Below are 25,139 nucleotides of genomic sequence, written 5' to 3' on the forward strand. Positions count from 1 at the left end.
TTGCAAAACATGCGGGTTTTCCAGTGGAATCGTATAGGCCCGCTTTTGTTGCAGGCGCCACATATGTCGTTGGTATCGGGGCGCTGAGGGTAGACTTGCGCCACGTCATTTCTTCGAAGGCTGGAAATGGGCTGTGCCAGTTTGCCGCAGAATTCCCGCGTCAGGCGGGCTGCGCCTTGGCGGGCTTGATTAACACTGCATCCGTCACTTTGCCTTCGCGTCTTTGCGTGCCATATGCTTTGTGCAAAAGGTTCGGGAACTGCCCCGGCATCGCAACGCTTCGAAAGGCCCCCCATGACACAGATCATTTCCTCGCTTGCCGAGATTTCCGCCCCCTATGATACGCTGTTTTGCGACCTGTGGGGCTGTCTGCACAATGGCGTGACACCGTTCCCCGAGGCCGTCGCCGCTCTGCAAGGGTTTCGCGCGCGAGGCGGCAAGGTCGTCTTGCTGACCAATGCGCCGCGCCCTGCGCGGTTCGTGATCGAATCCCTGGATCGGATGGGCTGCCCGAAAGATGCCTATGATCTGGTCGTTTCGTCAGGTGATGCCGCGCAGGATGCGATGTTCGCGGGCGCGCTCGGACGCAAGGTCTGGCATTTGGGGCCAAGCAAAGATGACGGGTTCTTCACCGAGATCCCCACAGAATGGCAGGGCCAAGCCGATATCGAGCGGGTCGATTTCGATGACGCCGAGGGGATCGTTTGCACTGGCCCGTTTGATGAGGCCAACGAGGTGCCCGAGGATTACCGCGCCAAGTTCCTTTTAGCGAAAACACGCGGACTTCCAATGCTTTGCGCCAACCCTGATGTCGTGGTGGATATGGGAGATCAGCGAATCTACTGCGCCGGGGCGCTGGCAGTTTTGTATGAAGATATGGGCGGCGAGGCGATGTATTTTGGCAAACCGCACCCGCCGATCTATGACATGGCGCGGCGCAAGCTGGCGGCGATCGGTGGGGGCGATGACGGCCGTATCCTAGCGATTGGCGATGGTATCAATACCGATGTGCCCGGTGCCGCAGGCGAGGGGATTGATTGTCTGTTCGTGACCGGCGGCTTGGCGCATGACCAGTTCGGCGCGGATCAGAAAAACCCCGATCCCGAGTTGGTGCGGGCATGGCTCGGTGCACGTCAAACCGATCCGCGCTACACGATTGGCACCTTGCGCTGACATTCGGCTTGGTAACTTTGTTGCGCGGCAGGCTGTTTTCGGGTAAATAAGTTGCGCTGGCATCTTGCGCGCTCTGCTGCATGTGCTATGCTGCAGTGCAACATGGCTTCAGGCAGGGACCGATGGATATGCTCGACAATTTGCCGCGCGGCACGATCTGCATCGAAGATCTTGAGATCGGGATGCTGCGTTATCTGCGCAAGGAAATCACCAATCGCGATATTGAGCTGTTCGCCGAGGTCTCGACCGATCATAACCCGGTCCATCTGGATGATGCCTATGCCCAAGACACGATCTTCGAGGGGCGCATCGCGCATGGAATGCTGACGGCCGGGCTGATTTCTGCAGTGATCGGCGAACAGCTTCCCGGCCATGGCACGGTCTATCTGGGCCAGTCGCTCAAGTTCATGGCGCCGGTGCGGCCGGGCGATGTGGTCTATGCTGAGGTCAAAGTGACCGCGATCGACCATTCGCGTCGCCGTGTCACGCTTGAAACCCATTGCGCGGTGGGCGATACGGTGGTGCTCAAGGGAGAGGCGCTGGTTCTGGCGCCCTCGCGCAAGTTCGACTGATCCGGCGACCCATGCCGGAAGGCGGGGTGATGGAACGCTACTTTGACTGGAAATCGCTGCTGAAATCGGCCCGTGGTGCCTCGGTTGCGATGGGCAATTTCGACGGGCTCCATCTTGGTCACCAATCGGTGATTGATCAGGCGCGGGGCCGCGCAGCCCCTTTGGGCGTGATCACGTTTGAACCCCATCCGCGCGAGTTTTTCTCCGCCCGCGCGGGCAAAACGGTTGTGCCGTTTCGCCTGATGAACCCCGAGGCGCGGGCCAATCGTCTGGCCAAGCTGGGCGTCGATGTCTTGTTTGAATTGCGCTTTAACGCTGAACTGGCCGATCAAAGCGCCGAACATTTCGCGCGCGATGTGTTGGGGCAGGGCTTGGGCGTGTCCCATGTCGCGGTGGGCGGTGATTTCCGTTTTGGGAAGGGGCGCGAGGGCGATGCGGCGATGCTGACGGATCTGGGGCAGCGTTACGGGTTCGACGTGACCATCGCGCCCTTGTTGCATGTCGGTGGGGTCGAGGCGTCATCGACCGCGATTCGCGCGGCCTTGGCCGAGGGACACCCGCAAGAGGCCGCCGCGATGCTAGGCCATTTGCACCGTATCGAAGGCGCGGTGCTGCATGGCGAGAAACGGGGCCGCGAATTGGGCTATCCCACCGCGAACATGTCGGTGGCGGGGCTGCATCTGCCCAAGCTCGGGGTTTACGCGGTCAAACTCGATGTGCTGAGCGGGCCACATCAGGGCAGCTATCGCGGTGCTTCCAGTCTTGGCGTGCGTCCGATGTTTGGCGAGAATACCCCAAATCTTGAAACCTATATATTTGATTTCAAAGGCGATCTTTATGGCGAGCATGTCTCGGTCGCCCTCGTTGAATATCTCCGCCCCGAGATGAAATTCGACAGCCTTGAGGCGCTGGTGGCGCAGATGGCGGCCGATTGTGACCGCGCGCGGGCGCTGACCTAGGCGCAAGTCTCGCTCACGCACGCTTACCTGTGCTCACGAAAGCGGGAATATGGCGCGCCCGCATGCGTTGCATCCCTCCAACCGGAGGATTTATCATGCCATATCAAATCGCTGGCCCCAATTTCCGGGTGCGCAATCTGCTGGGCGCCGTGGCGCTTGTGTTCGCGGCCAGCTCCGGCGTTGCCGAATACGTGCAAGTGCCCGCCTGTGGCTCGGTGTCCGAAGTTGCAGATCGCTTTGAGGCAGCGGCGCAAAAGTCGGGGCCACCGTGGAGATGGAAATGCCCGATGCGACGTTGGTGATTTTTGGCAATCCGCTGCTGGGCACGCCCGCGATGCAGCAAGATATCCGCGCCGGTGTGGTCCTGCCGCTGCGCGTTCTGGTGGCCGATGAGGATGGCCAGACCATGCTGATCTATCTAAGCGTTGATGACATGTTCGCTGGCACGTTGGTCGACTCCAGCGCGGAATTCGCCACCAAGATGACGGGCGCTTTGACGAAACTGACGGCGACAGCGGCCAAGGAATAACAGCTGCGGCTGGGTTGAAAGCCTTTGCTGTGAGGGGGCGCACAGAGGCGTGTTCATCGCGCTGCTGTGTGCCCCCTTTCCATTTGCGCGCAATTGGGTCAGGTTCCGCGCCATGAACAAACTGCGCCCCGAATTCTGGACCAAACCGCTTAAATCGCTCAACCCCGCTGAGTGGGAAGCGTTGTGCGATGGCTGCGGCAAATGCTGCCTGAACAAGCTGGAATATGAGGACACGAACGAGCTGGTTTTCACCCGCGTCGCCTGTCGATTGCTGGATGGCGAAACTTGTCGTTGTACCCAATATGACATTCGCCACCAATTCGTGCCCGAATGCGTGACGCTGAAACCCGCCAGCATCGCCGATATCGCTTATTGGATGCCCAAGACTTGCGCCTATCGGCTGCGATTTGAGGGCAAGCCATTGGAAAGCTGGCACTATCTTATCTCTGGCTCATATGAAACCGTGCATGAGGCGGGCCAGTCCGTGCGCGGCTGGACGGTGCCGGAGTTTGAGGTTCCCGAAGAAGATTGGGACGACTACACGATTGAGGATCTGTCATGAATTTTGCCTCCGACAACACCTCTGGCGCGCATCCTGATGTGATGGCGGCGCTGGGGGCGGCCAATACTGGCCACATGCCCTCTTATGGGGCCGATCTTCTGAGCGATGGCGTTCAGACCCGCATCCGCGAGATTTTCGAGGCCCCCGAGGCGCGCGTCTATCTTGTCGCGACCGGAACGGCGGCGAACGCGCTGTCCTGCGCGGTGCTGACCCAGCCTTGGGGCGCGATTTTCTGCCACCGCAACGCCCATATCGAAGAAGACGAATGCGGCGCGCCGGAATTTTACACTAATGGCTCCAAGCTGGTGCTGGTCGATGGGGCGGATGCCAAGATGGACCCGGTCGCGCTGGAACGCGCGATTGCCCATACCGGGCGGGGCGGCATTCACAACGTGCAGCGCGGGATGGTGTCGATCACCAACGCAACCGAGGCGGGCGCGGTTTATGCCCCCGCCGAGGTGGCCGCGCTCAGCGAAATCGCGCGCCGCTTTCATCTGCCCGTGCATATGGATGGCGCGCGCTTTTCCAATGCGCTGGTCGCGGCAGGTTGTTCGCCCGCCGAAATGACGTGGAAGGCGGGCGTTGATGTGCTGTCCTTTGGGGGCACGAAAAACGGCTGCATGGGCGTTGAGGCGGTGGTGATTTTTGATCCCAAACGTGCCTGGGAGTTTGAGCTGCGCCGCAAACGTGGCGGGCATCTGTTCTCGAAACACCGCTTTCTGGCAGCCCAGATGCAAGCCTATCTGACCGATGATTTGTGGTTGAAGCTTGCCACGCATGCCAATGAAATGGCTGCGAAACTTTCCTCCGGCATCCAAGCTATTCCCGGCGCGAAGCTGGTGCATCCCACGCAGGCCAATGCGGTCTTTGCCGCTTTTCCGCGCGGGGCGCATAAGCGCGCGCAGGGGGCGGGGGCGTATTATTATCTCTGGCCGTTTGATCAATCGCTGGAGGGCGATGAAAATGTGCAGCTCGCCGCGCGGCTGGTCTGTTCTTGGGCCACCACGCCCGAAGAAATCGACGCGTTTCTGTCCCATCTGCGCTGACGCGCCGCGCAGGTTGCCGCGCCTCACATGAGCCATAAAAAAACGCGCCGCAGAGGCTCTCTGCGGCGCGTTTCAGTGTGTCAGGGCAAGGTGCGATCAGCCTTTGATCAGCCCCATGCTTTCGAGCTTCAGGATCACCTGATGGGCGCAGTGATCGACATCCACATCCTTGGTGTCCACGACCAGTTCGGCATTGGTGGGCGCTTCGTAAGGATCTGAAATTCCGGTGAATTCCTTGATCTTGCCCTCGCGTGCAAGCTTATACAGCCCCTTGCGGTCCCGCGATTCACATTCCTCCAGCGAGGTCGCGACATGGATTTCGACGAAGGCCCCGAACGCCTCGATCATCTCGCGCACGCTGCGCCGCGTCGCGGTATAGGGCGCGATGGGCGCACAGATCGCGATGCCGCCATTCTTGGTGATTTCGCTCGCGACATAGCCGATGCGTTCGATGTTGAGGTCGCGGTGCTCTTTGGAGAACCCCAGCTCGCTCGACAGGTGTTTGCGCACCACATCGCCATCCAGCAAGGTGACCGGACGCCCGCCCATTTCCATCAGCTTGACCATCAACGCATTGGCAATGGTGGATTTTCCTGACCCCGACAGGCCGGTGAAGAACACCGTAAAGCCCTGCTTGGCGCGCGGCGGCGAGGTGCGGCGCAGCTCGGCCACCACTTCGGGGAAGGAGAACCACTCGGGGATTTCCAGACCTTCGCGCAGACGGCGGCGCAGCTCGGTGCCCGAGATGTTGAGGATGGTGACATTGTCACGATCCTCGATCTCGTCATTGGGCTCGTATTGGGCGCGTTCCTGCACATAGACCATGTGTTTGAAATCGACCATTTCGATGCCGATATCATCCTGATTGGCACGGAACAGATCTTGCGCGTCATAGGGGCCGTAGAAATCCTCGCCCGCCGAGTTCTTGCCCGGACCCGCATGATCGCGCCCGACGATGATATGGGTGCAGCCGTGGTTCTTGCGGATCAAGCCGTGCCAGACCGCCTCACGCGGGCCCGCCATGCGCATTGCAAGATTGAGCAGGCTCATCGTGGTGGTCGATTGCGGATATTTGTCCAGCACCGCCTCGTAGCAGCGCACGCGGGTGAAGTGATCGACATCGCCGGGCTTGGTCATGCCCACGACCGGGTGGATCAGCAGGTTGGCTTGGGCCTCTTTGGCGGCGCGGAAGGTGAGTTCCTGGTGCGCACGGTGCAGCGGGTTGCGGGTCTGGAAGGCGACAACCTTGCGCCAGCCCATCTTGCGGAAATAGGCGCGCAATTCGTTGGGCGTGTCGCGGCGACCTTTGAAATCGTAATGCACAGGGGGCTGGATGCCAGTGATCGGGCCACCCAGATAAACCGGGCCTGCGGTGTTGTGCAGATAGTTCACCGCCGGGTGGGCGAGATCATCGGCGCCAAAGACCTTTTCGGCCTCATGGGCTTTGTTGGGCACCCATTTATCGGTGATCGAGAGGATCGCAAGGATCACGCCCTCTTGGTCGCGCAGCGCAATATCCTGACCTTCTTCGATGCCCTCGGCAAATTTTTCCGACACATCAAGATTGATCGGCATCGGCCACAGCGCGCCATCGGCCAGACGCATATTATCCACGACGCCGTTGTAATCTTCTTCGCTCATAAAGCCTTTGAGCGGATTGAATCCGCCATTCATCAGCAGTTCCAGATCGCAAATCTGACGCGCGGTCAGATCCCAGCTGGTCAGGTTACCGGCCTCAACCTTGAGCTTCTGCGCCGACTCATATGAGACAAAAAGTTCGGGGACTGGGGCGTGGATTGGGGGCTGGCTCATAATATGCACTGTCCTGCTGCTTGAGATATGGTCGGGATGAAACTCCGTGCCCGCGCGGCTTAGACCCGAAGGGAGCGCTATTTCAAGCAAAACTGTGCCCATTCAGCAGAGTTTTCAGGCCAATTCACCCGTTTCGGTGCAACTTTGCCGATATGAGAGACTATCGCGGTGGCAAGTCGCGAAACGCCATTTTTTCCGGCGGGCCAGTCCATTCGGGGTGATCGGCCTGCGCGGCGCGCAGCGCGGCACGAAACCGCCGCAGCGCGCCCAGCCCCGGCAAGCGCGGAATATGGGCCAACTCCCAATGGATGCCGTTGATCGGATCGTCGAAAAATACCGCATAATATCCCGGCGCATAAACCGGGTATTCCTGCGGCGTATCGGTCACGCTTAGCCCGCGCGGGATCAGGAAGTTGCGGTGAAACGCATCCACCTCGCGCCGGTTGCGCGCCCAAAGCGCGATGTGATGAATCCCCACCGCACGCACCGCATGATCAAGCTTTTGCCCCGTCTGTGCGGGCTGAATGCCGATATAGGAATGGGGCATCGGAAAGCGCGCCATGTAATAGGTCGAGCGATAACCGATATCGAGCGTCCAGAAACTTTTATAGCCCAGCCAGCCAAACATCGCGTCATAAAACGCGACCGAGTTTTCGTAATCGAGTACCGAAAATTCAACGTGATTGACCCCGCGCCAGCGCATCCGCAGCCCTCCTGTTGGCGCGCAGATTAGCCGATGTTCGGGGCAGGTCAATGATGGCTCAGGCGCAAACGGGGTAGGGCGGGTGCCACGGCTGGGCGGGGCCTGCGGCGCGCACGATGGGGACGAGATATCAAACAGCACCAGATGGCTGAGATCGGGGCGCGAGCGCGAGGCGTAGATCATCCCTTGCGCCCCTGTCGCGCGTGCGTGGTCGGAATAGGCCCATGTCGGGGCCGGGGCACCGTTGGCGCGGATGTCTTGCCAGACGACCGAGGCGGCTTGCGCCTGAGGCGTTGCGCGCAGATCAAGGATGCGCGCGGCATTGACGGCCAGTTCCACGATCACGCGCGGCGCGTCATCGGCCCTGACATAGCGCCGGATCGCCACGCCCGCGCCCTCAGCCGAGAGCGAAGCATAAAGCGCGGCCTGCCCGGTGTGGTGAAACCGCCCCTTGGGCGCACGCACCGAGGCGCAGGGCTTTGCGGCCCGATCGGCGAACAAAATCTGCCAGACCGGGCCGCAAAAAGAGATCACTCGGCCTCGCCCTGTTCGGCCAGCCATTTCTCGGCATCCAGCGCCGCTATGCAGCCCATCCCGGCACTCGTCACGGCTTGGCGATAAGTGTGATCGGTCAGATCGCCCGCGGCAAACACACCCTCGACAGAGGTGCGCGTCGAACCTGGATCGACCCAGACATAGCCGCCCGAATGCAGTTTCAACTGCTCGGTGACCAGTTCGGACGAGGGGGCATGGCCAATCGCCACGAAGAACCCGTCACATGGCACGACTTTTTCCGCCCCGTCCGTGGTGGATTTCACCCGCACACCGGTCACACCCAGCGGGTTCTCATCGCCCAAGATTTCCTCGACCGTGTGATTCCACAGCAATTCGACCTTGGGGTTCTTGAACAGCCGCTCTTGCAGGATCTTTTCCGAACGCAGCGTGTCGCGGCGATGAATCAGCGTCACCTTCGAGGCAAAATTGGTCAGGAACAGCGCCTCTTCCACGGCCGTATTGCCGCCACCGATCACGACAACCTCTTTGCCACGGTAAAAGAACCCATCACAGGTCGCACAGGCCGACACGCCGAACCCCTTGAACTTCTCTTCCGAGGGCAAATCCAGCCATTTCGCCTGCGCGCCGGTGGCGAGGATCACGGCCAAGGCCTCATACACCGTGCCCGAATCGCTTTGGGCGATGAAGGGGCGCTTGGACAAGTCGAGATCGGTGATCAAATCGGTGATCACCTCGGCACCCATCGCCTTGGCATGGGCCTCCATTTTGACCATCAGATCGGGGCCCTGAATTTCGGTCTCACCGGGCCAGTTTTCGACCTCAGTTGTAATCGTCAGCTGCCCGCCCGGCTGCATGCCCTGCACCAAGACCGGCTCGAGCATCGCGCGCGAGGCATAGACCGCAGCGGTGTAACCCGCAGGCCCCGAGCCGATGATCAGAACCTTCGTTTTCTTCGTCTCGCCCATCCCGGCCTCCGTAAAAATTCCTGATTGGATATAGTCGGCCCGGGGCGTGACGAAAAGCCCTTGTGATGCGCGACGAATTGCCCTTGCCCTCTGGCGCGCGAAATTTTATTGCGCATAGTCCGCCCCACGGGTAAGTTCCGCAGCAAGTCACGAAGGATTATTTCAACATGCCCACGACCCGGCTCGACGATATCGACCGCAAGATTCTGGCCGAGCTTCAGGGCGATGGTCGCATGACCAATGTCGAACTGGCCAAGCGAGTCGGTATTTCCGCGCCCCCCTGCCTGCGCCGCGTGCGCACACTGGAAGAGGCGGGCTATATTCAGGGCTACCACGCCGATGTGAACCCGCGCGAATTGGGCTTTGAGGTGCAGGTCTTTGCAATGGTGCGGCTGCAAAGTCAGGCCGAGGCCGATCTGTCCGCCTTTGAGGCGCGCTGCCGCGACTGGCCGCTTGTGCGCGAATGCCACATGTTGAACGGTGAGATCGACTTTGTGCTCAAATGCGTGGCCCCCGATCTGTCCAGTTTCCAAAGTTTCCTGACCGGGCAGCTGACGGCGGCCGATAACGTCGCCTCGGTCAAGACCAGCCTTGTGATCCGATGCGCCAAGGATGATCCCGGCGTGCCCTTTGACGTGCTTGAGGCGCGGCTGGCAAAACGGGCCTGATCGCAAGGGACGGATTTTGCGCAGTTTCTTGAGAACGAGACGCGGATCTGCCAAGGCGCTGTAGCTTTAGCACCACATCACCGACGCGCCCCAAGGAATTATGGGGATAGCGCAGCAGCCCAGTTCAAGGGCGCGCGCAAGCCAGCATCATGCGCGCCGCCTTCTGGGTTAACGCGGGGTCAGGTGCAGCCAGATCCCGTCTCGCCCGCGCACGGTCAGATGGGCCACCGGGACGGGTTCGCGCCCTGTCACGGGGTCAATGCGAAACGCCCGCACGATCATCGACAATAGCAGCGGTCCCTCGGCCATCGCGAAACCCGCGCCGGGGCAGGCACGCGCGCCGGTCGAGAACGGGATATAGGCGCGGCGCAAGCCGGCCTTGCCGTTGGGCGTGTCCCAGCGGGCGGGATCAAAGCCGTCGGGATTGTCCCAAATCCGCTCGTGGCGGTGCAGATGCCATGGGCTGATCACCACCTGCGAGCCTGCTTTGACAGGGCGGTTGCGGAAGGTTTCCGGGCATTTCGCCTCGCGCACGAACATCGGCACGGGCGGGTAAAGCCGCATTGTCTCGCGAAACACGGCGCGGCTGAGCTTTAGCGTGTTGAGGATTGAAAAATAAGGGATTTCATCGGCTAATACCGTATCGGCCTCAGCCGCGATCCGATCTTGCCAATCGGGGTTCGTGGCCAGCAGATACAGTGACCATGCCAGCGCCGAAGCCGAGGTTTCATGCCCGGCGAGGAAAAAGATTGCGACCTGATCGACCATTTCAGCGGTGTCAAAGGTCTTGCCCGTTTCGGGGTCGGGCGTGGTCATGATCTTGGTGGCCAGATCATTGGGTGCGGTGCCCTGTGCGATCTGCGCGGCGCGCTGCGTCGTCAAGCTTTCGATCAACGCGCGGATGCGGCGGGCGGTGCGTTTCGTCTGGCGCGAATGAAAGCGCGGAAACCAGCGCGGAAGCGACAGCAGCGCACCCAGATTGACCACGGGCGCGGCGCGTTGATGGGATTTGAACTCGGTAAACACGGCACCGGCGGTTTCATCCTCAATCGGGATAGAGAACAGCGTGCGAAAGATGATATCGGCGGCGGCGTGCGAGGTTTCCAACTCAATATCAATGGGTTGTGATCCGACCTTCATCTTGATTCGATCCACGCAAGCCACCCCCGCATCCCACATCGCGGGGAAGGTTTCGCGCAGCTTGCCGCCCTCAAACGCGGGGTCAATGATGCGGCGCTGCGCCAGCCATTGTTCGCCATTGGTGATGAACACGCTTTCGCGCAACAGCGGCTTCAGCCCCTCGCGCACGCGGTCGGATTTCGGGAAATCCATCGGGCGCTCTTTGAGCACGAGATCGACCAGATCGGGATCATTGCACAGGTACGAGCGGAAAAACGGTGTGCGAAACTCGGCCATCCAAGCGCGATAAAGCCGCGCGGGCTGTGCCGAAAGGATGTCGGATTTGAACAGCCGGAAATAGCGCCAGAGCGAGACGCGATCGGGGCGCGGTGTGGGTTTGGGCGGCTGGCTCATGCGGTGTTGGTAAAGCGGTTTGCGCGCATTGTAATCACGCTTTTCGACGCAGCCCGGCCTTTGAACCGCACACCCAGCGTTTGCGGCCCGGCAGTGATGCGAAAATAGTCGTAATCACCGGGACGATCAAAAGCACAAAGATATTGAAAATGCAGTCGAAAAAACCGCCAGCGCAGCTCGCGCCAGCGCTCGGGGGAAAGCGTCTGCGTGAAAGCCGCCGAAATCACAAGCGGGTGGATTTGCCCCTCTGGCGCTACGCCCGACACCGCCACCGGGTCACACAGCGCGAAAGCGCAGCCATCGCCCGGTGCGGTTACATCGAGCCAGACAACCTCGGGGCGGGTGGCGAGATAGGCAAGATCGGCGCGCAACCGCGTGGCGCGGGGCAAGTAGCTGACCATCGGCACGACCTGACCGAGCGAGAGGAAGGAAAGCGCGGGAGGCGCTGCCTGCGGAGCGTCGGGTCCCTCTTTCGAGAGCGACGGGGGCAGGCGGTTGTCGCGGATCAGATCGGCAAGGATCGAGACGGCAAGATGCGCGCCTGAGCTGTGCCCTACGACAAGGACTTCGTCCCAGTCCTCGGACATGGCCTGTTCGATGCGGCTGGCGAATTCTGCCATCCGGGTTTCGAGTTCGGGCGGATTTGCCCCGCCCCAGCGCGCGGTGAAGGCGTAGTCATGCATCAGGTAATAGGCGAAAAACGTACCGTCATGTTTGCGAAACCAGCGCAGAGTGAGCGCGAGGGTCGCGGCGGTGAGGGCGAGTCCGAGAAGCCAGTCGAATGAGAAATCTGGAATTATTGTCAGCAGGATAGAGGATAAAGCTAATCCAAATCCGAGGCCGATCAGCGCCTGCACAATCAGCGCAAAAATCGGATAGAGCGCGGCGATCACCGGCCCCTTGCGCAGCCGCATCAGCCCAAACAGCGCACCAGAAAAGATATAGGTGGCGGCGGTCTGGATCAGTTGGCCATAAGTCGCGGCAATGGATTTTCCCATGGAATCGCGCACGATATCGGACCAGACGAGCACCTCGATATCGGCCTCGACCGCTGCACCATCTTGGGTCGAATTCACATGCCAGCCATAGGGGCCGCCGGATGTCTTGGGAGACAGTGCGATCTCATAGCCCGAGATCGCGGCTTGGGCGGCACCTTCTTTGCGATAAAGCTCGCGGTAGCGGCGCGGGTGAATCGGGTCATAGCCGGGGATGTAAAACACCCGGCGTTTGCGCACCCGATCGGAGCCGTGATCTTGCTTATCTGCTCTCATCTTGGCGCTAGATTAGCGGGCAAGCTGGGCGAAAGTAAGGAAATTCAGCGTTTTGCAGCCATCCAGCGCGCGGAATTGCTTTCAATTGCGGCGATGCGTTTATGGGTCTTGGGATGGGTCAGCAGCCAAGCGGGAATACTCGCCCCTGCGCCTTGCGTCAGCGCGTCGAGTTTGTGAAACAGCGAGATCTGGGGCTGGGTTCCGATGCCCGCCTTGATCAACAGGGCGGAGGCGAATTCGTCAGCCTCGAATTCGTCTCGCTGGCTCAGGCGCGCGGCCAAAGCCGTGGTGATCAGGTTCGCGATCCAGACTCCTAGAAACGGCACCATCCGTCCCAGTACTGTCATCAACACCGCGCGCAGCGCATTTTGGCCTGAAAAATCAATCATCCGGCGGCGCGAATGGCCCAAGGCGACATGACCCAACTCATGCGCGACGACTGAGATTATCTCTTCGGGCGTTACCTCGCCAGCGCGGTATTTTGCCATGAAGCCTTCGGTGATGAACACCCGCCCATCGGGCGCGGCCAGCCCGTTGACGGGCGCGACCTGATAGACATGCACAGGCACTTCCGCGACTTCCAGCGCGGCGGCGAGCCGATCGAGCAGCGGCGCAAGGCGCGTGTCGCGCAACCGGCGGGAATTGGCATCAAGCTGGCGTTTGAGCTGCCAGCTAGAGAAATGCCACATCGCAAAGCCGTAAAGCGCAAGCAGCAAGAGGGGGAGAAAGCGGATCATGGGGTAGATATGGCGACTAGCGCGGGCGTGATCAAGCTTTGGGCGCGGCGCGCGCGGCATTCCACAGCCACCAGCCAAACCCCAGAGCCGCAGCGCCTGCCGCCATCAGACCCACCGCATTGCCTGCAAGCTCGGCTGCGGCATCCAGATTTGCGCCAAAGGTGATGCCCAGCCCGACATATAGCGTGACCCAAACCGCTTCGCCTGCCAGATCGGCCAGCGTAAAGCGCCGTCGTCTGAACCCCGACGCCCCGGCCGCCAAGTTCACCCAAGGCCCGAGTGCCGAGAACAGCCAGCGCGAGAAAAACACCGTCACCAAGCCGCGTTTGCGCAAGCCCGCCATCGCCTTGGCCACCAGCGCGCCGCGTTTGCTTTTGGGGTGGGGCAAAAAACGTTCCGCACGCTGGCCCAGCGTGAACCCGACCTGATCGCCCAGCACCGCGCCACTATAGGCCGCGCTGATGACGGTGAGCGGCGACAGATCCCCCGAGGCCACGAACGCCCCGCTCGCAATCATCATCAGCGACGAGGGCACAGGGATCGCGAGGCAGGACAGAAAGGTGGTCACCCCTAGCAGCCATGGCCCATAAATCGGAACAAGCGAGAGCAACCAGTCGCTTAGCTCGCTCAGCGTCATTTTGGCGGGTCCGCTTGGTGTTGCGCCAAGGCTGCGGGCAGTCCGGTGGCGAGGCGGTCCAGAAGCGCCTCGACAGGTTGGTTGGTGGCTTTGGCGATGCGATTGAGGGTCGGGCGGCCAGGGCCAACCAGCGCGCGGCCGTTTTCAATGCGCAGAATGGCCTCCACCTCGGGGATTGGCAGGTGCCAGCTGCGCGCGATATAGCCCGGCGTCATCCACGGTTCGGGGATTTGGCGGTGATGGGCAGGATCGGACCAATAGATCGCGCGCCGCACAAAGCTGACGGAAAAGAACAGCGCCGCAAGCAGCGCCACCGTGAAACCGATCGAAGCGATGCGGTGATGGGCCCAAAGATAGCGCAGCTTGCTCATCCCAGCTCCTTCATCGCGGCCGTGATCCCTTCAAGCGTGAGCGGGTGCATCCGGTTGTCGAAAATCTCGCGAACAAGCGCAATGGATTGCGTGTAATCCCATTGCTGTTCGGGCAGCGGGTTGAGCCATGTGTGATCGGGCCATTGCTCGCGCGCGCGGGTGAGCCAGACATGGCCAGCCTCGTCATTCCAATGTTCATTCGCGCCGCCGCGATGGGTGATTTCATAGGGGGACATCGACGCATCACCTACGAAAATGCATTTGTAGTCAGGCCCGTATCGATGCAGCACGTCCCATGTGGGGGTCACCTCACCCCAGCGTCGCGCATTGGATTTCCACACGCCCTCGTAAAGGCAATTGTGGAAATACCAGTGCTCGAGATGCTTGAACTCGGCGCGCGCGGCAGAGAACAATTCCTCCACCAGCTTCACATGCGCGTCCATCGAGCCGCCGACATCGAGAAACAGCACGACTTTCACAGCATTGCGCCGCTCGGGGCGGGTCTTGACGTCGATATATCCGGCCTCGGCGCTGGCGCGGATCGTGCCGGGCAAGTCCAGCTCGTCCTCGGCTCCGTGGCGCGCCCATTGCCGCAAGCGTTTCAATGCCAACTTGATGTTGCGCGTGCCCAACTCGACGCTTTCGTCAAAATCGCGAAACTCACGCTTGTCCCAGACTTTCACGGCGCGCTGATGGCGGCTTTCACTCTGCCCGATGCGCACGCCCTCGGGGTTGTAGCCATAGGCGCCAAAGGGCGAGGTGCCCCCGGTGCCAACCCATTTGCTGCCCCCCTGATGGCGACCTTTTTGTTCCTCAAGGCGCTTTTTGAGCGTCTCCATCAGCGCCTCAAACCCGCCCAAGGCCTCGATCTGGGCTTTTTCCTCGGGGCTGAGATGTTTTTCCAACTCGCGGCGCAGCCAATCTTCGGGCAGATCGACGGCGTTGAGCACATCGTCGGGCGTGATCGCCTCTAGCCCCTTGAAGGCGGTGGAAAAGGCGCGGTCAAACCGGTCGAGAAAGCGCTCGTCCTTGACCATGGTGCAGCGCGCGAAATAGTAGAATTCCTCGATATCATAGGTGCACAGACCCGCCGATAACCCCTCGAGAAAGCTGAGATATTCGCGCAAAGAGACGGGAACACCGCCGCTGCGCAGGGTCTGAAAGAAGGGCAGGAACATCGCCTGCGTCCTCAGGCCCAGATGCGGTTGATGACGATCGTGATAAAGATCCCGACCAGCGCCAGCGCGATCGCATGCACGGCAGCATATTGCGCCCGGTCCAGCCCGTTGCCACCGCGCTTGCGTGCGCGCCAATCGCCCAAGATCGCGCCAATCACGATCCCTGCAAGAACATACATCCGCGCCCCTCCCGGCATTGGCCGGGCGATCGCCCGGTCAGTTCAGCCGCGCGCCTGCATCGGCCAGCGCCGCCACTTCGCCCGCGCGACGTTGGACCGCCGCGTCAGAGCCAAATCCATAGCGTGCCCACTGCGCCATGTCGAGACGAGCTTGGTGAGACTGGGCCGCGTTGCCCAGCTGTGCATAGCCCTCGGCGCGGATCATATAAAGCGTCGCCATCAGCGCTGCGTTTTCCCCAGATATCGCGGGCGAGAGCGAGCGGTTCACCAGTTGGATTGCATCCTGGGCGCGCCCCGAGGCCAGCGCGAAAGCGGCCAGTTGCATATCGACATGGGCGGCTTGAATGCCCGCGCCGGGGGTGCGGCGATAAATAGCGCCAGCGTTCAAAAAAGCGCGGATCGCGGCTTGCGGATCTTTCTTCAGGCTGAGCCGGCCGAGTGCAAACCAAGCAAACGCGGCGCGGCTGTCGTTCCAGCCCCGAGCAGCGGCGATCTGGGTGGCTTGGGCAGCGGCATTGCGCCGTCCCGCATCGCCCGAGGACGCCCCAAGTGCGCGTGTGATTGCTTGCACATAGCTGCGCGGGGTCGGGTCTTCGCGTAACGCGCGCATCTGGCCGCCGCGGGGATTGGTGCGTGCCAGCACGCCGGGCAGGGCCGAAAGCACCTCGGGGCGGCTCATACCCGAATGCAGTGCCGGATCGTAGGTCGCGCGCAGCACTGCCATGTCAAAGCGCGTCAGAACGGTGTGGAAATTGTCGTCATTCCAGACCGTATCGGGCAGGCGATAGAGGTCATTAACCGGCCCCAAGCCTTGGCTGATTTCCTCATGCAGGCAATCGCGGATCTCTTGCGGGGTCGCGGGGTCGGGGATGAAGACGGTCGCATATTGGCGCACGCCCAGCTGTGCCCAATCGGTGCGCGCCGTGCCGCGCGCAGAGCGGTAATCGGCCCAGTCGGTGACATTGGGCACCACGAAACAAGCAACATTGGGCACCGCGCGGCGCATTGTGGCCTTGGGCACGAATTGCACATTGATCGTGTTGGTATGACCCAGCTTCGTCGTCACATTCAGCCCGGCTTCCCGCTGCAAGCGGCTGACCAGACGGCCCAATTCGGTTGCGGCTACGGGCGGGGCATTGCCCGACAGCGTGATCGAAACGGGTCCTTCAAAGCGGGTGAAACGCGGCAAGGTACGCCCGGATTCCAGATAGAAGCTGAGTTCCATGAAATCACGGCCGAGATGGGAGTTGTCGGGAAGGGCAGCGCGCGGCACCGGATCGGACAGGCCGGGCACACGATCAGCCTGCGGCAGTTCGATCGTTGCTGTCGAGGCGCGTGCGGCTGTCACTTCGGGTTCGCTCTGCACACAGGCAGAGAGCGCGTTCGCGATCACGAAACCGCTTAGCAAAGACAGAATTTTCCCCGACCTATTGGCAGCATGGCGGGGCCGGGCGGGCTTTGCGGTGGCAGCTGCAAAGCCCGCCACGGACGGCAGACAAGTATCGCGCATGGCAGTGCGCCTTCCCAGGTTTTGAGTGTCCAGACTAGGCAGATTACATTAAGTTCTCCTAGTAAATATTTGTCCTACAATCGGAAAATTTTGCGGCGATCCCAGATATGGTGCCCAGGCCGGGCCGCGCACACGGCTTATTGTTGCTATACTTGGAGCAGGCGCACGCGGTTGACCTGAATTTGAAAATACAACGGTCACGAAAACGCGAATCGCCGTGATCTGGCGACATTGCCGCGCGCTTACCCCAGAATGTCGCGCGCGATCTGCGCAAATATCTTTGGACCGATCGCGATCAGATCATCGGGGAAATCGTAATCGGGATTGTGCAGCGCGGGGTGTGACTGTCCCGCGCCCAGACACAGCATGGCCGATTTTGCGCCATGGCCAAACAGCCCGAAATCCTCGGACGCGTGCATCGGCACGCCATCTTCGGAATGGGGAACCTGAAGCCGATCAAGTGCCGCGCGCGCCAGCATTACCGCCTGCGCGTCGTTGATCGTGGCGGCGAACGGCTCGCACGTCTTAATGCGCAGCATGAGCCCGTCGTGCGCCGCCTCCTGTGCAGCCATCGCACGAGTCCGCGCCTCCAGATCGGCCAGCGTGGCGTCTTGGGCGCTGCGTAGGGTGACATGCAACATGGCCGCGCCGGGGGCCACGCCAAACGTCGCCTCGCCCAATTGCGCATGGGTCACGGTGAGCAGGCGGAAGCTATCATCCAGCGCGCCACCTGGCCCAAGATCGGGCAGGGCCGCGATCAGCCGGGCCAGCGCGGGGCCGGGTGAAATGCCGGTTTCGGGCGTCGCGGCATGGGCGGTTTTGCCCGTCAGCTGGATCGCTAGCCCCACCGAGGCGCAATTCATCAACCCCGCGCGCAGCCCGACATGGACCAGCGGCAGACCGGGCAAGTTATGGATCGCAAAGGCATAATCGGGGGCGATCGCGGTAAAGGCTGGGTCGTTGATCACCGCACGCGCCCCCGAGCCGATTTCTTCGGCGGGTTGGAACAGCAACACGATACGGCCCGTTTTGGGCGGGCGGCGCGAGATCAGCCGACCCAGACCTAGCAGCATCGCCATATGCCCGTCATGGCCGCACAGATGCCCATTGCCGGGGATCGCAGATGCCCAAGCCGCGCCCGAGGTCTCGGCAATCGGCAGCGCGTCCAGCTCGGCGCGAAACAGCACGGTGGGGCCGGGGGCGCCACTGTCGAAAACAGCCGCCACGCCGTGTCCGCCGATCCCGGTAAGCACGCGGGTTGCGGACAGGGCGCGCAGCGCTGCTGCGATGGTGTGCGCAGTCTCACCCTCGGCCCCTGACAGTTCAGGGCGGCGGTGCAGGGCGCGCCGGAATTCGGTCAGCTCAATCAGGTCGGAATTGCTCAGCATAGCGGGAAGCGGCACGCCGGTTGCCCGGCGCAGCCCTTGTTCAGACGCGTGCGCGGCGACGGCCCGAGCGCCCGCCACGCGTGCTGGCCCCCGCCGCGGCCGAGGCCTCGGCAAGGGTCGCGCCCTCTTTCATCGCTTCAAGAATGCGCGCAAAGCGGATCCAGTCCGCGCCGTTATCATCGTGATTCATCAGCAGGTTGGCGGCGCGCACGGCCTCCATTTCCGCGGGACGCACCGGGTTCATGATCGCGCTGGTCATCCCGGCACCAATCGCCATCGGCAGGAAGGCGGCGTTGATGCCATGACGCCCGGGCAAACCAAAAGAGATATTGGACGCGCCGCAGGTCGTGTTCACGCCCAGTTCATCGCGCAGCTTGGCAACCAGTTCAAACACCTGACGCCCCGCAGTGGCCTTGGCGCCAATCGGCATGACCAGCGGGTCGACCACGATATCGCAAGGCTTGATGCCAAAATCAGCCGCGCGCTGGACGATCTTTTTCGCCACGGCAAAGCGCACTTCGGGATCGTCGGAAATGCCGGTGTCGTCGTTGGAAATCGCCACCACTGGCACGTTGTATTTCGCAATCAACGGCAGCACGGTTTCAAGGCGTTCTTCCTCGCCGGTCACGGAATTGACCAGCGGGCGGCCCACGCAGGCCTCAAGCCCGGCCTTGAGTGCGGCAGGAACCGAGCTGTCGATGCACAGCGGCACATCGACCAGCGCCTGCACGCGTGCGCACAGCTCACGCATCAGGGGCGGCTCGACAAAGTTATTATCGGCATAGCGCGGATCAGAGGCCATGCGATTGGTGAACACAGCCCCCGAGTTGATATCGAGCACCGAGGCCCCGCAGGCCACCTGTTCAATCGCGTCGCGCTCGACGGTCGAGAAATCATCCAGCTCCAGTTCGGCGGCCAGTTTCTTGCGCCCGGTGGGGTTGATCCGCTCGCCGATCACGCAGAAGGGCTCGTCGAAGCCGATGGTGACGGTCTTGGATTTCGATTCAAGGACGGTGCGGGTCATTCATGGCCTCTTTGTTGGGCAATCCAGTTGGCTGAGGCGGTGATACCGCCCAGCGGGAAGAAATGCACGGATTCGATATTGTCGGGGCGGTTGGCGGCCAGATCGGCCAGCAATTCGGTGGGTTCAAAGGGCAGCAGCAGCTTGGTCACGTCGCGGGCACGCTTTTGCAACACCTTAAGCGACGGGCCCACACCGCAGGCAATGGCGAATTTCACCAGCGTTTGCAGCTTGGCGGGGCCTGCTACCCCGAGATGGATCGGCATGGTGATCCCGTTCGCTGATAGTCGCGCGGCCCAATCGCGGATCGGGCCAGCCTCGAAGGCGAATTGCGTGGCAATCGCCATATCGGCATCAGAGCGATTGGCGAAATCCTGTTTGAGGCGCAGCGCGGCCATCACTTCGGCCTCGCCACCTGCGGGGTCGATATCGCGGTTGCCCTCGGGGTGGCCTGCAACGTGCAGACGGGCAAAGCCATCAAACGCGCCGGTTTCGATCAGCTGCATTGCGCAGTGAAAATCGCCCACAGGTTGCTTCACACCGCCGCCCAAAATCAGCGCCTGATTAACGCCAGCCTCACCGGCGTAGCGCGCGACCCAATCACGCAGCTGCGCGGCATCGCGAATGATGCGGGCGGGAAAATGGGGCATCGGCACAAAGCCCTCATCGCGCAGGCGGCGCGCGGTGGTGAGCATCTCATCAAACGGCGTGCCCTCGATATGGGCGATATAGACGCGGGTGCCTTGGGGCAGCAGATCGCCGAAGCTCTCGACCTTGGCGGCCGTGCGCGGCATCACTTCGATCGAGGCACCCTCCAGCAATGCCGCCATCTGGGCGTTCACCGGCTGGCGCGGCGCCTCACGGCGGAAATTTACCAAGGCCATTCGCATCTCTCCCTCAGGGCGCGGGTGGAGTGTTCCACCCGTCATTGGCAATCAGCGTGCGCAACCGCGCGTCGTCATAATCCGAGAGAATACGCGCCAGCACTGCCTCGGCCGCATCCGCATCATCGCCCGGCTCTTCGCCCGCAGCCACTTTGCGCCATTCGGCCAGATAGCTGTCACTATCGCGCGCCCCGATCTTCATGGCGGCGCGGTCAATCGCCTGTTCAAAGCGCTCGGGCAGGGGCTTTTTGACCCCGCGCCGTCCCTTGCCCGCAATGATTTGGGCCGGGATGTCGCGCCAATAAACAAGGGTGATCTGTGCCATATCGACTCTCTCCTATGCCCAAGTGTGCGCATGTTTTGCGCCCGCGCGCGGTGCGATTTCGACATTCCGTCGCAAAGGACCGACGCGCAGGGCATGTCTAGCAGCTTGCGTGGCACCGGGGCCACCGTCCGGGATCGGAAAAATCCGGGGGAAGAAGATGAGCGGCGCTCAACTCACATGCGGGGGCATTCCTATGGGCGCAGGCGAGACCAGATCGTCACGCCCGGACGGACCGGGATTCTTATGTTGACCGTTTTGGGGGCGTGCGCTGCTGGCCAACGTGGGGCCGCCGGAAGCTGGACTTTTCCGGCTGTTTCTCGAAGACGGGCTGGTAGCGTCATCGCGCTATGGGGGGCGATCTTCGTCGAGGTTCTACTGTTGCCCGGCAGGCGAATGCATGCATTCGCTGAGAGGGGCCAGTCCTCCAGCTTTTCGTGGGCATCTGCAAGGCTCATGAAACAGTGGTGAGATATGCGCAAAAGTTGGTGACGCCTGATCAGGCGGCGGCTTCAAGTTGGCGGAGCCCGTCGCGCAACTCCCCCCTTGATGATCTCGGGCAGGCGGTTCTGGCCGTCGAGTTTGCGCCATTTCTTCTGCGCCGACATCAATAGCTCGAACACCATGGCCAAGCCGGTCTTGCAGCTTAGGCCCCCCTGGTGCGTTTCGTGCGCTGCCGGACCGTTGCGAAGGTGCTTTCGATCGGGTTCGACGTCCGGATGTGGTTCCAGTGTTCTGCCGGATAATCCTAGAAGGTCAGCAGCGCGTCGCGGTCCTTGATCAGCTTGGCGACCGCCTTCTCCCCTTTAACGCCGTAAGCATCGCCGAAGAAATCGAAGGCGGTGTTGGCTCTCGTCTTGGCCTGCCAAATGGCGTGCAGGTGTGCCTTTGCCTTGGCTTGCATGGGGTTCGCATCGTGTTCAGCACGTTCATCGTCTTGTGGACCCAGCACCGTTGCTCCTGCGTCGTGGCGAACACCTCGCGCAGCGCCGTCCAAAAGCCAAGCGCACCGTCGCGAATGGCCAGTTTGGGGGCCAGCTTCAGGCTGCGGCGCTTCAGATCGAGCAGCACCTCCAGCGCCTCGGTAAAATCGCCTGTAGACACGCCCTTGAGCGAGAGCCACGGAAGCAGTTCCTGGACCGATTTCGCCTTGCGCAGATGCCGCGGCAGGATGCTGGGCGTGAAGGTGATCTTGTCATCGCCGAAGCCGCGATTGCGCACGCGCGGCACCTTCACGGGCACCGGAGCAATACCGGTCATGACCTCGCGTTCCGGCAGGTGACCGTGAAGCAGCAGGCCTGCCCGCCCATCTTCGAGCCTTTCCCCGGAAAAGGCGTTCATGAGCAAAGCTAGTTCCGCCTGGATCGGCTGTTCGATCAGCTTGCGCGCTCCATCGCGGAGCACGTCCGTGAATGGGTCGGAGCGAACTCCCGATGGATCGGGCACCTGGGTGATGGTGATCTCTGACATGTGGCATATCCTTTTCTCAGCAGAGAATTGACGGCGACCCAACACCGCCTTGATATGCCGCCCCTCAGGGCATCACCAACTTTCGCGCGTTTCTTCTTTGGGTTCCAGACGAGCTCAAACCTGATGATTTCCGGCACTAACCGATACTCTCTGACTTATTGATCCGCGTTTGGGGGGGAGTCGTGCTGTCGATCGGCTCGACGCGGCTAGCGGTCGCTTATGGGGTGCTAAGCGGGACCGGCATCACGCTGGGTGGCCGTCCGGCTTTCCACCTCATCGGATCTGATACTGTAACCGTCCTCCGTTCCAGATCGTAACGCAGGGGAGGGCGGTCACATCATGAACAAAGCCCAGAACACTGACTGACGTTGCTGCGAATCACGGGGAGACTTAGGAATAACCAGCATGAACTGATGCGTGCCGTTGGGAGAGTTTCAAGCACAATTGGTTCGAAAAACGAGTGTTTAAGCGCATAATTAACAACAAATCCGGCGCGGGGCGAAAAGAATACAAGCCCATAGATCGCGTGAAATATGCACTTGTGTTCCAGCCCTATCCTCAAACTCAGAACGATAGACCGAACTGGTCAATCGAGGTGAATATTTTCCGCGATGATGGAAGGTGTGGGCGCGAATCGTTCCTTGAAATGCCAAGAATTATGATTGATTTGGAATAAACTCCACGCACCCCAAAGGATGTTAACATGAGACGCTTTGCATTTTCGATTGGGGCAAGCTTTGCCGCATACGCCGCTTGCGCAACCCTCGCGATGGCTTCAAGCTTTGGCCCGCTTGTGACGCCGTCCCAACTGAAAGCGGGGCTTGCAAGCACGGCCCCCATCATCTTGGATATTCGCGCCAAAGGGTATGATGCGGGCCATATTGAAGGGGCGATTTCTGCCCCTTACGGGCTGTTTCGCGGCCCTAGCAATGATCCGGGTCAGGTTCCTGCACTCGACAAGTTGGAGGCATCTTATGAGCGCTTGGGGCTGACGCTTGATCGCCCGGTCGTGGTGGTGTCCCAAGGCGATACCGACAGCGATTTCGGCGCGGCTGCGCGGGTCTATTGGACGCTGAAAAGTTCCGGCTTCAAGGATCTTTCGATCCTGAATGGCGGAGCGAGCAACTGGGCGAATGCGGGGTTCGCGTTTTCGACCACCCCCGTGACGCCCGCCCCCACGCAGTTGTCGATCCAATGGAATAACGCCTGGACCGCAGATACCCCGGCGGTGAACCAGATCGTCGAAGGGCAAGCCAAAGCGATTCTGGTCGATGCGCGCCCCACGCCCTTCTTCGAGGGTAAGAAAATGCACGATGCAGCCGCACGGCCCGGAACCTTGCCCGGCGCACAAAACCTGCCCTATTCCCAATTCTTCAGCCCCGGTGCCACCGCAATCGCGCCCAAACTCGATGTCACCGCCCTCAAGGTGAAACTTGGGATTCAGGATGGTGATGAGGTCGTGTCGTTTTGCAATACCGGGCATTGGGCGGCGACCGATTGGTTTGCGCTTTCCGAATTGGCGGGTATCGACAACGTCAAACTCTATCCCGGCTCGATGGTTGAATATTCCGCCACTGATGGCGAAATGGCCAACACGCCCGGCTTGATTGCCAACTTCCTCAATCAACTGCGAGGCGGCAACTGATGACGACCGCTGCTATCACACAAACCGGGACAGCGCGCGCGATCCCCGGTCGCAGCGCGCTGATCCTTGCGGCGCTGATCGCGATCGCGACATTGGCGCTGTTTGGTGGCGCACGCTATGCGCTACTGCTGGCGATTGGCTTGGGCTTTGGGATCACGCTGGAGGGGCTGCGGTTCGGCTTTGCCGGTCCGTGGCGCGCGATGATCTTGCGGCGCGAACCGGCGGGTATTTTGGCCCAGCTTTTGGCGATTGCGCTGGTGTCCATCGTCGCAATCCCTTTGCTTGCCGCGCATCCCGGTGAGTTGACCGGCGCACAAGCCCCGATTGGTTTTGCGATGGTCGGGGGCGCCTTTGTCTTTGGAGCGGCGATGCAGGTGGTGCTGGGATGCGGATCGGGCACGCTGGTCAATGCGGGCTCGGGCAATCCAATCGGGCTGCTGGCGCTGCCATTCTTTGCGATTGGCAGCTTTGCCGGAGCCTACGGGCTGATCTGGTGGACCAACTTGGGCGCGCTGCCAATTTTGACGCTGACGGGCGCTACGGGGCTGACGATCACGCTGATCGCTTTGGCAATGACGGCGGCGCTGTTCTTTGTGCTGGGCAAACCCGGCAGCCGCCGCCTCCCTGCGCGCTATGTGATTGCGGCACTGATTTTGGCGGGGCTTTCGATTGCGAACCTTGTCGTCGCGGGCCAACCGTGGGGAGTGGTCTACGGGCTTGGCCTGTGGGTTGCCAAAGGGGCGACGGCGATGGGCGCTGATCTGTCGGGCTCTGCGTTTTGGGCAGCACCCGGCTCGGTGACGCGCGTTCAGCAAAGCCTGCTGACCGATTACACCTCGCTTACCAATATTGGACTGATTGCAGGCGCTTTTGGCGTGGCAAGCTGGCGTCAAGGCGGTCTGTCACAATCCTTGCCGCGCTATCCAGCGCGCGCATGGATCGCAACGATCATCGCGGGGCTGTTGCTGGGCTATTCTTCACGCTTGGCCTTTGGCTGCAATGTCGGGGCGTTCTTTTCCGGGATTTCGACAGGCAGTTTGCATGGCTGGGTCTGGTTTATCGCAGCCTTCGCGGGTGCGTTTGTTGGCATTCGACTGCGTCCGATCTTGGGGCTGGAGGCGCGCACATGACACGTCGTTTCACCGCCTCTCTCGCCGTCGCAGGGCTGGTATTACTGGTTGCGTTTGATCAGTTTTCCACACCCCTGAACCCCTATCAAGCGCCAGCGCTTTTTGCATTGGGGTCGGGGCAAGTCGCAGCGGGCGGGTTTTGTGGTGCGCTGCCAAAATAGGTCATGTTGACGTGGTGCCGAGCAATGGTGATCGGCGTTGTTGCGCTATTCCGGTAGAGGATGGAGTTTCCCCTTGGCCGACTCTGTTGCACAAATCAGCTGCCGGACATAGTTCCCCTTTCCCCAGACGGATTCACCCCACCTTTTTCGTGACGGGGATGCCAAGGGCGGTGTAGCCATTCAGGATCGCGATACGC

General features: G+C 61.2%; 26 protein-coding genes and 1 pseudogene. 11 read left to right on the plus strand and 16 right to left on the minus strand.

Annotated elements, in window-relative coordinates; translation table 11 throughout:
- Nucleotides 1-294 precede the first annotated feature (294 nt).
- The 7 genes from AB4874_RS17475 (at nt 295) to AB4874_RS17505 (ending at nt 4,841) form a co-directional block, all read left to right on the plus strand.
- Complete coding sequence (locus AB4874_RS17475; protein ID WP_368392934.1) at nt 295-1,173, plus strand: TIGR01459 family HAD-type hydrolase; 879 nt, start codon at nt 295-297, stop codon at nt 1,171-1,173.
- Between the two features lie 128 nt (nt 1,174-1,301).
- Complete coding sequence (locus tag AB4874_RS17480; RefSeq protein ID WP_295533781.1) at nt 1,302-1,745, plus strand: MaoC family dehydratase; 444 nt, start codon at nt 1,302-1,304, stop codon at nt 1,743-1,745.
- 29 nt (nt 1,746-1,774) lie between these two features.
- Entirely contained in the window at nt 1,775-2,704 is a 930-nt protein-coding gene (locus tag AB4874_RS17485; RefSeq protein ID WP_368392935.1) for a bifunctional riboflavin kinase/FAD synthetase, read from the plus strand.
- A 95-nt stretch (nt 2,705-2,799) separates the two neighbouring features.
- Nucleotides 2,800-3,006: a hypothetical protein gene (locus AB4874_RS17490; RefSeq protein ID WP_368392936.1), complete on the plus strand. Its 207-nt coding sequence runs from the start codon at nt 2,800-2,802 to the stop codon at nt 3,004-3,006.
- Nucleotides 2,985-3,233 carry a DUF302 domain-containing protein gene (locus AB4874_RS17495; protein ID WP_368392937.1) on the plus strand — a complete coding sequence of 83 codons (249 nt, stop codon included), beginning with the start codon at nt 2,985-2,987 and terminating at the stop codon, nt 3,231-3,233. Before AB4874_RS17490 ends, AB4874_RS17495 begins: the two co-directional genes overlap by 22 nt.
- Nucleotides 3,234-3,345: 112 nt before the next feature.
- The gene (locus AB4874_RS17500; protein WP_295533733.1) at nt 3,346-3,795 is read left to right on the plus strand and encodes a YcgN family cysteine cluster protein; all 450 of its coding nucleotides are present in this window, start codon (nt 3,346-3,348) and stop codon (nt 3,793-3,795) included.
- Nucleotides 3,792-4,841, plus strand: a complete 1,050-nt coding sequence (locus AB4874_RS17505) for a threonine aldolase family protein (RefSeq protein ID WP_368392938.1) — start codon at nt 3,792-3,794, stop codon at nt 4,839-4,841. The genes AB4874_RS17500 and AB4874_RS17505 overlap by 4 nt, the downstream gene beginning before the upstream one ends.
- Before the next feature lie 96 nt (nt 4,842-4,937).
- Here AB4874_RS17505 and AB4874_RS17510 read toward each other — a convergent pair whose 3' ends face one another.
- From AB4874_RS17510 to trxB, 3 genes are all read right to left on the minus strand, one after another.
- Nucleotides 4,938-6,653 carry a bifunctional sulfate adenylyltransferase/adenylylsulfate kinase gene (locus AB4874_RS17510; RefSeq protein ID WP_295533737.1) on the minus strand — a complete coding sequence of 572 codons (1,716 nt, stop codon included), beginning with the start codon at nt 6,651-6,653 and terminating at the stop codon, nt 4,938-4,940.
- Between the two features lie 160 nt (nt 6,654-6,813).
- Nucleotides 6,814-7,890: an RES domain-containing protein gene (locus AB4874_RS17515; RefSeq protein WP_368392939.1), complete on the minus strand. Its 1,077-nt coding sequence runs from the start codon at nt 7,888-7,890 to the stop codon at nt 6,814-6,816.
- Entirely contained in the window at nt 7,887-8,837 is a 951-nt protein-coding gene (gene trxB, locus AB4874_RS17520) for a thioredoxin-disulfide reductase (protein ID WP_368392940.1), read from the minus strand. Before trxB ends, AB4874_RS17515 begins: the two co-directional genes overlap by 4 nt.
- A gap of 167 nt (nt 8,838-9,004) precedes the next feature.
- Between trxB and AB4874_RS17525 the strand changes: the two genes are divergently transcribed.
- Nucleotides 9,005-9,505, plus strand: a complete 501-nt coding sequence (locus tag AB4874_RS17525; protein ID WP_295533745.1) for an Lrp/AsnC family transcriptional regulator — start codon at nt 9,005-9,007, stop codon at nt 9,503-9,505.
- Between the two features lie 168 nt (nt 9,506-9,673).
- Here AB4874_RS17525 and AB4874_RS17530 read toward each other — a convergent pair whose 3' ends face one another.
- From AB4874_RS17530 to AB4874_RS17590, 13 genes and pseudogenes are all read right to left on the minus strand, one after another.
- A complete protein-coding gene (locus AB4874_RS17530) occupies nt 9,674-11,038 on the minus strand; it encodes a cytochrome P450 (RefSeq protein WP_368392941.1) in 1,365 nt (454 codons plus the stop codon).
- On the minus strand, nt 11,035-12,309 hold the full coding sequence (locus AB4874_RS17535; RefSeq protein WP_368392942.1) for a hypothetical protein: 1,275 nt from the start codon (nt 12,307-12,309) through the stop codon (nt 11,035-11,037). The genes AB4874_RS17530 and AB4874_RS17535 overlap by 4 nt, the downstream gene beginning before the upstream one ends.
- 44 nt (nt 12,310-12,353) lie before the next feature.
- Nucleotides 12,354-13,046, minus strand: coding sequence for a M48 family metallopeptidase (locus AB4874_RS17540; protein ID WP_368392943.1), 693 nt, complete (start codon nt 13,044-13,046; stop codon nt 12,354-12,356).
- Between the two features lie 31 nt (nt 13,047-13,077).
- Nucleotides 13,078-13,683 (minus strand): DedA family protein, encoded by a 606-nt coding sequence (locus tag AB4874_RS17545; RefSeq protein WP_368392944.1) that lies wholly within the window; start codon nt 13,681-13,683, stop codon nt 13,078-13,080.
- Nucleotides 13,680-14,054: a hypothetical protein gene (locus AB4874_RS17550; RefSeq protein WP_368392946.1), complete on the minus strand. Its 375-nt coding sequence runs from the start codon at nt 14,052-14,054 to the stop codon at nt 13,680-13,682. Before AB4874_RS17550 ends, AB4874_RS17545 begins: the two co-directional genes overlap by 4 nt.
- Nucleotides 14,051-15,232 (minus strand): vWA domain-containing protein, encoded by a 1,182-nt coding sequence (locus AB4874_RS17555; protein WP_368392947.1) that lies wholly within the window; start codon nt 15,230-15,232, stop codon nt 14,051-14,053. Before AB4874_RS17555 ends, AB4874_RS17550 begins: the two co-directional genes overlap by 4 nt.
- Before the next feature lie 11 nt (nt 15,233-15,243).
- On the minus strand, nt 15,244-15,411 hold the full coding sequence (locus tag AB4874_RS17560) for a hypothetical protein (RefSeq protein WP_295533758.1): 168 nt from the start codon (nt 15,409-15,411) through the stop codon (nt 15,244-15,246).
- A gap of 37 nt (nt 15,412-15,448) precedes the next feature.
- On the minus strand, nt 15,449-16,921 hold the full coding sequence (locus AB4874_RS17565) for a DUF2927 domain-containing protein (RefSeq protein ID WP_368392948.1): 1,473 nt from the start codon (nt 16,919-16,921) through the stop codon (nt 15,449-15,451).
- Nucleotides 16,922-17,163: 242 nt separating this feature from the next.
- A complete protein-coding gene (locus tag AB4874_RS17570) occupies nt 17,164-18,309 on the minus strand; it encodes an amidohydrolase (protein WP_368392956.1) in 1,146 nt (381 codons plus the stop codon).
- 40 nt (nt 18,310-18,349) lie between these two features.
- Nucleotides 18,350-19,333: a methyltetrahydrofolate cobalamin methyltransferase gene (locus AB4874_RS17575; protein ID WP_368392949.1), complete on the minus strand. Its 984-nt coding sequence runs from the start codon at nt 19,331-19,333 to the stop codon at nt 18,350-18,352.
- Nucleotides 19,330-20,214 (minus strand): methylenetetrahydrofolate reductase, encoded by an 885-nt coding sequence (locus tag AB4874_RS17580; protein ID WP_368392950.1) that lies wholly within the window; start codon nt 20,212-20,214, stop codon nt 19,330-19,332. The genes AB4874_RS17575 and AB4874_RS17580 overlap by 4 nt, the downstream gene beginning before the upstream one ends.
- A 13-nt stretch (nt 20,215-20,227) precedes the next feature.
- The gene (locus AB4874_RS17585; RefSeq protein ID WP_295533766.1) at nt 20,228-20,539 is read right to left on the minus strand and encodes a virulence factor; all 312 of its coding nucleotides are present in this window, start codon (nt 20,537-20,539) and stop codon (nt 20,228-20,230) included.
- Between the two features lie 496 nt (nt 20,540-21,035).
- A pseudogene (locus AB4874_RS17590) lies at nt 21,036-22,006 on the minus strand (transposase).
- A 703-nt stretch (nt 22,007-22,709) separates the two neighbouring features.
- Between AB4874_RS17590 and AB4874_RS17595 the strand changes: the two are divergent.
- Genes AB4874_RS17595 through AB4874_RS17605 form a run of 3 tightly spaced genes read left to right on the plus strand, consistent with a single transcriptional unit; the run spans nt 22,710 to nt 24,942 of the window.
- A complete protein-coding gene (locus AB4874_RS17595) occupies nt 22,710-23,651 on the plus strand; it encodes a sulfurtransferase (RefSeq protein WP_368392951.1) in 942 nt (313 codons plus the stop codon).
- Complete coding sequence (locus AB4874_RS17600) at nt 23,651-24,781, plus strand: YeeE/YedE family protein (protein ID WP_368392952.1); 1,131 nt, start codon at nt 23,651-23,653, stop codon at nt 24,779-24,781. The genes AB4874_RS17595 and AB4874_RS17600 overlap by 1 nt, the downstream gene beginning before the upstream one ends.
- The gene (locus AB4874_RS17605) at nt 24,778-24,942 is read left to right on the plus strand and encodes a hypothetical protein (RefSeq protein ID WP_368392953.1); all 165 of its coding nucleotides are present in this window, start codon (nt 24,778-24,780) and stop codon (nt 24,940-24,942) included. Before AB4874_RS17600 ends, AB4874_RS17605 begins: the two co-directional genes overlap by 4 nt.
- Nucleotides 24,943-25,139: the final 197 nt, after the last annotated feature.

The organism is Thioclava arctica, assembly GCF_040892615.1.
GTDB lineage: Bacteria > Pseudomonadota > Alphaproteobacteria > Rhodobacterales > Rhodobacteraceae > Thioclava > Thioclava arctica.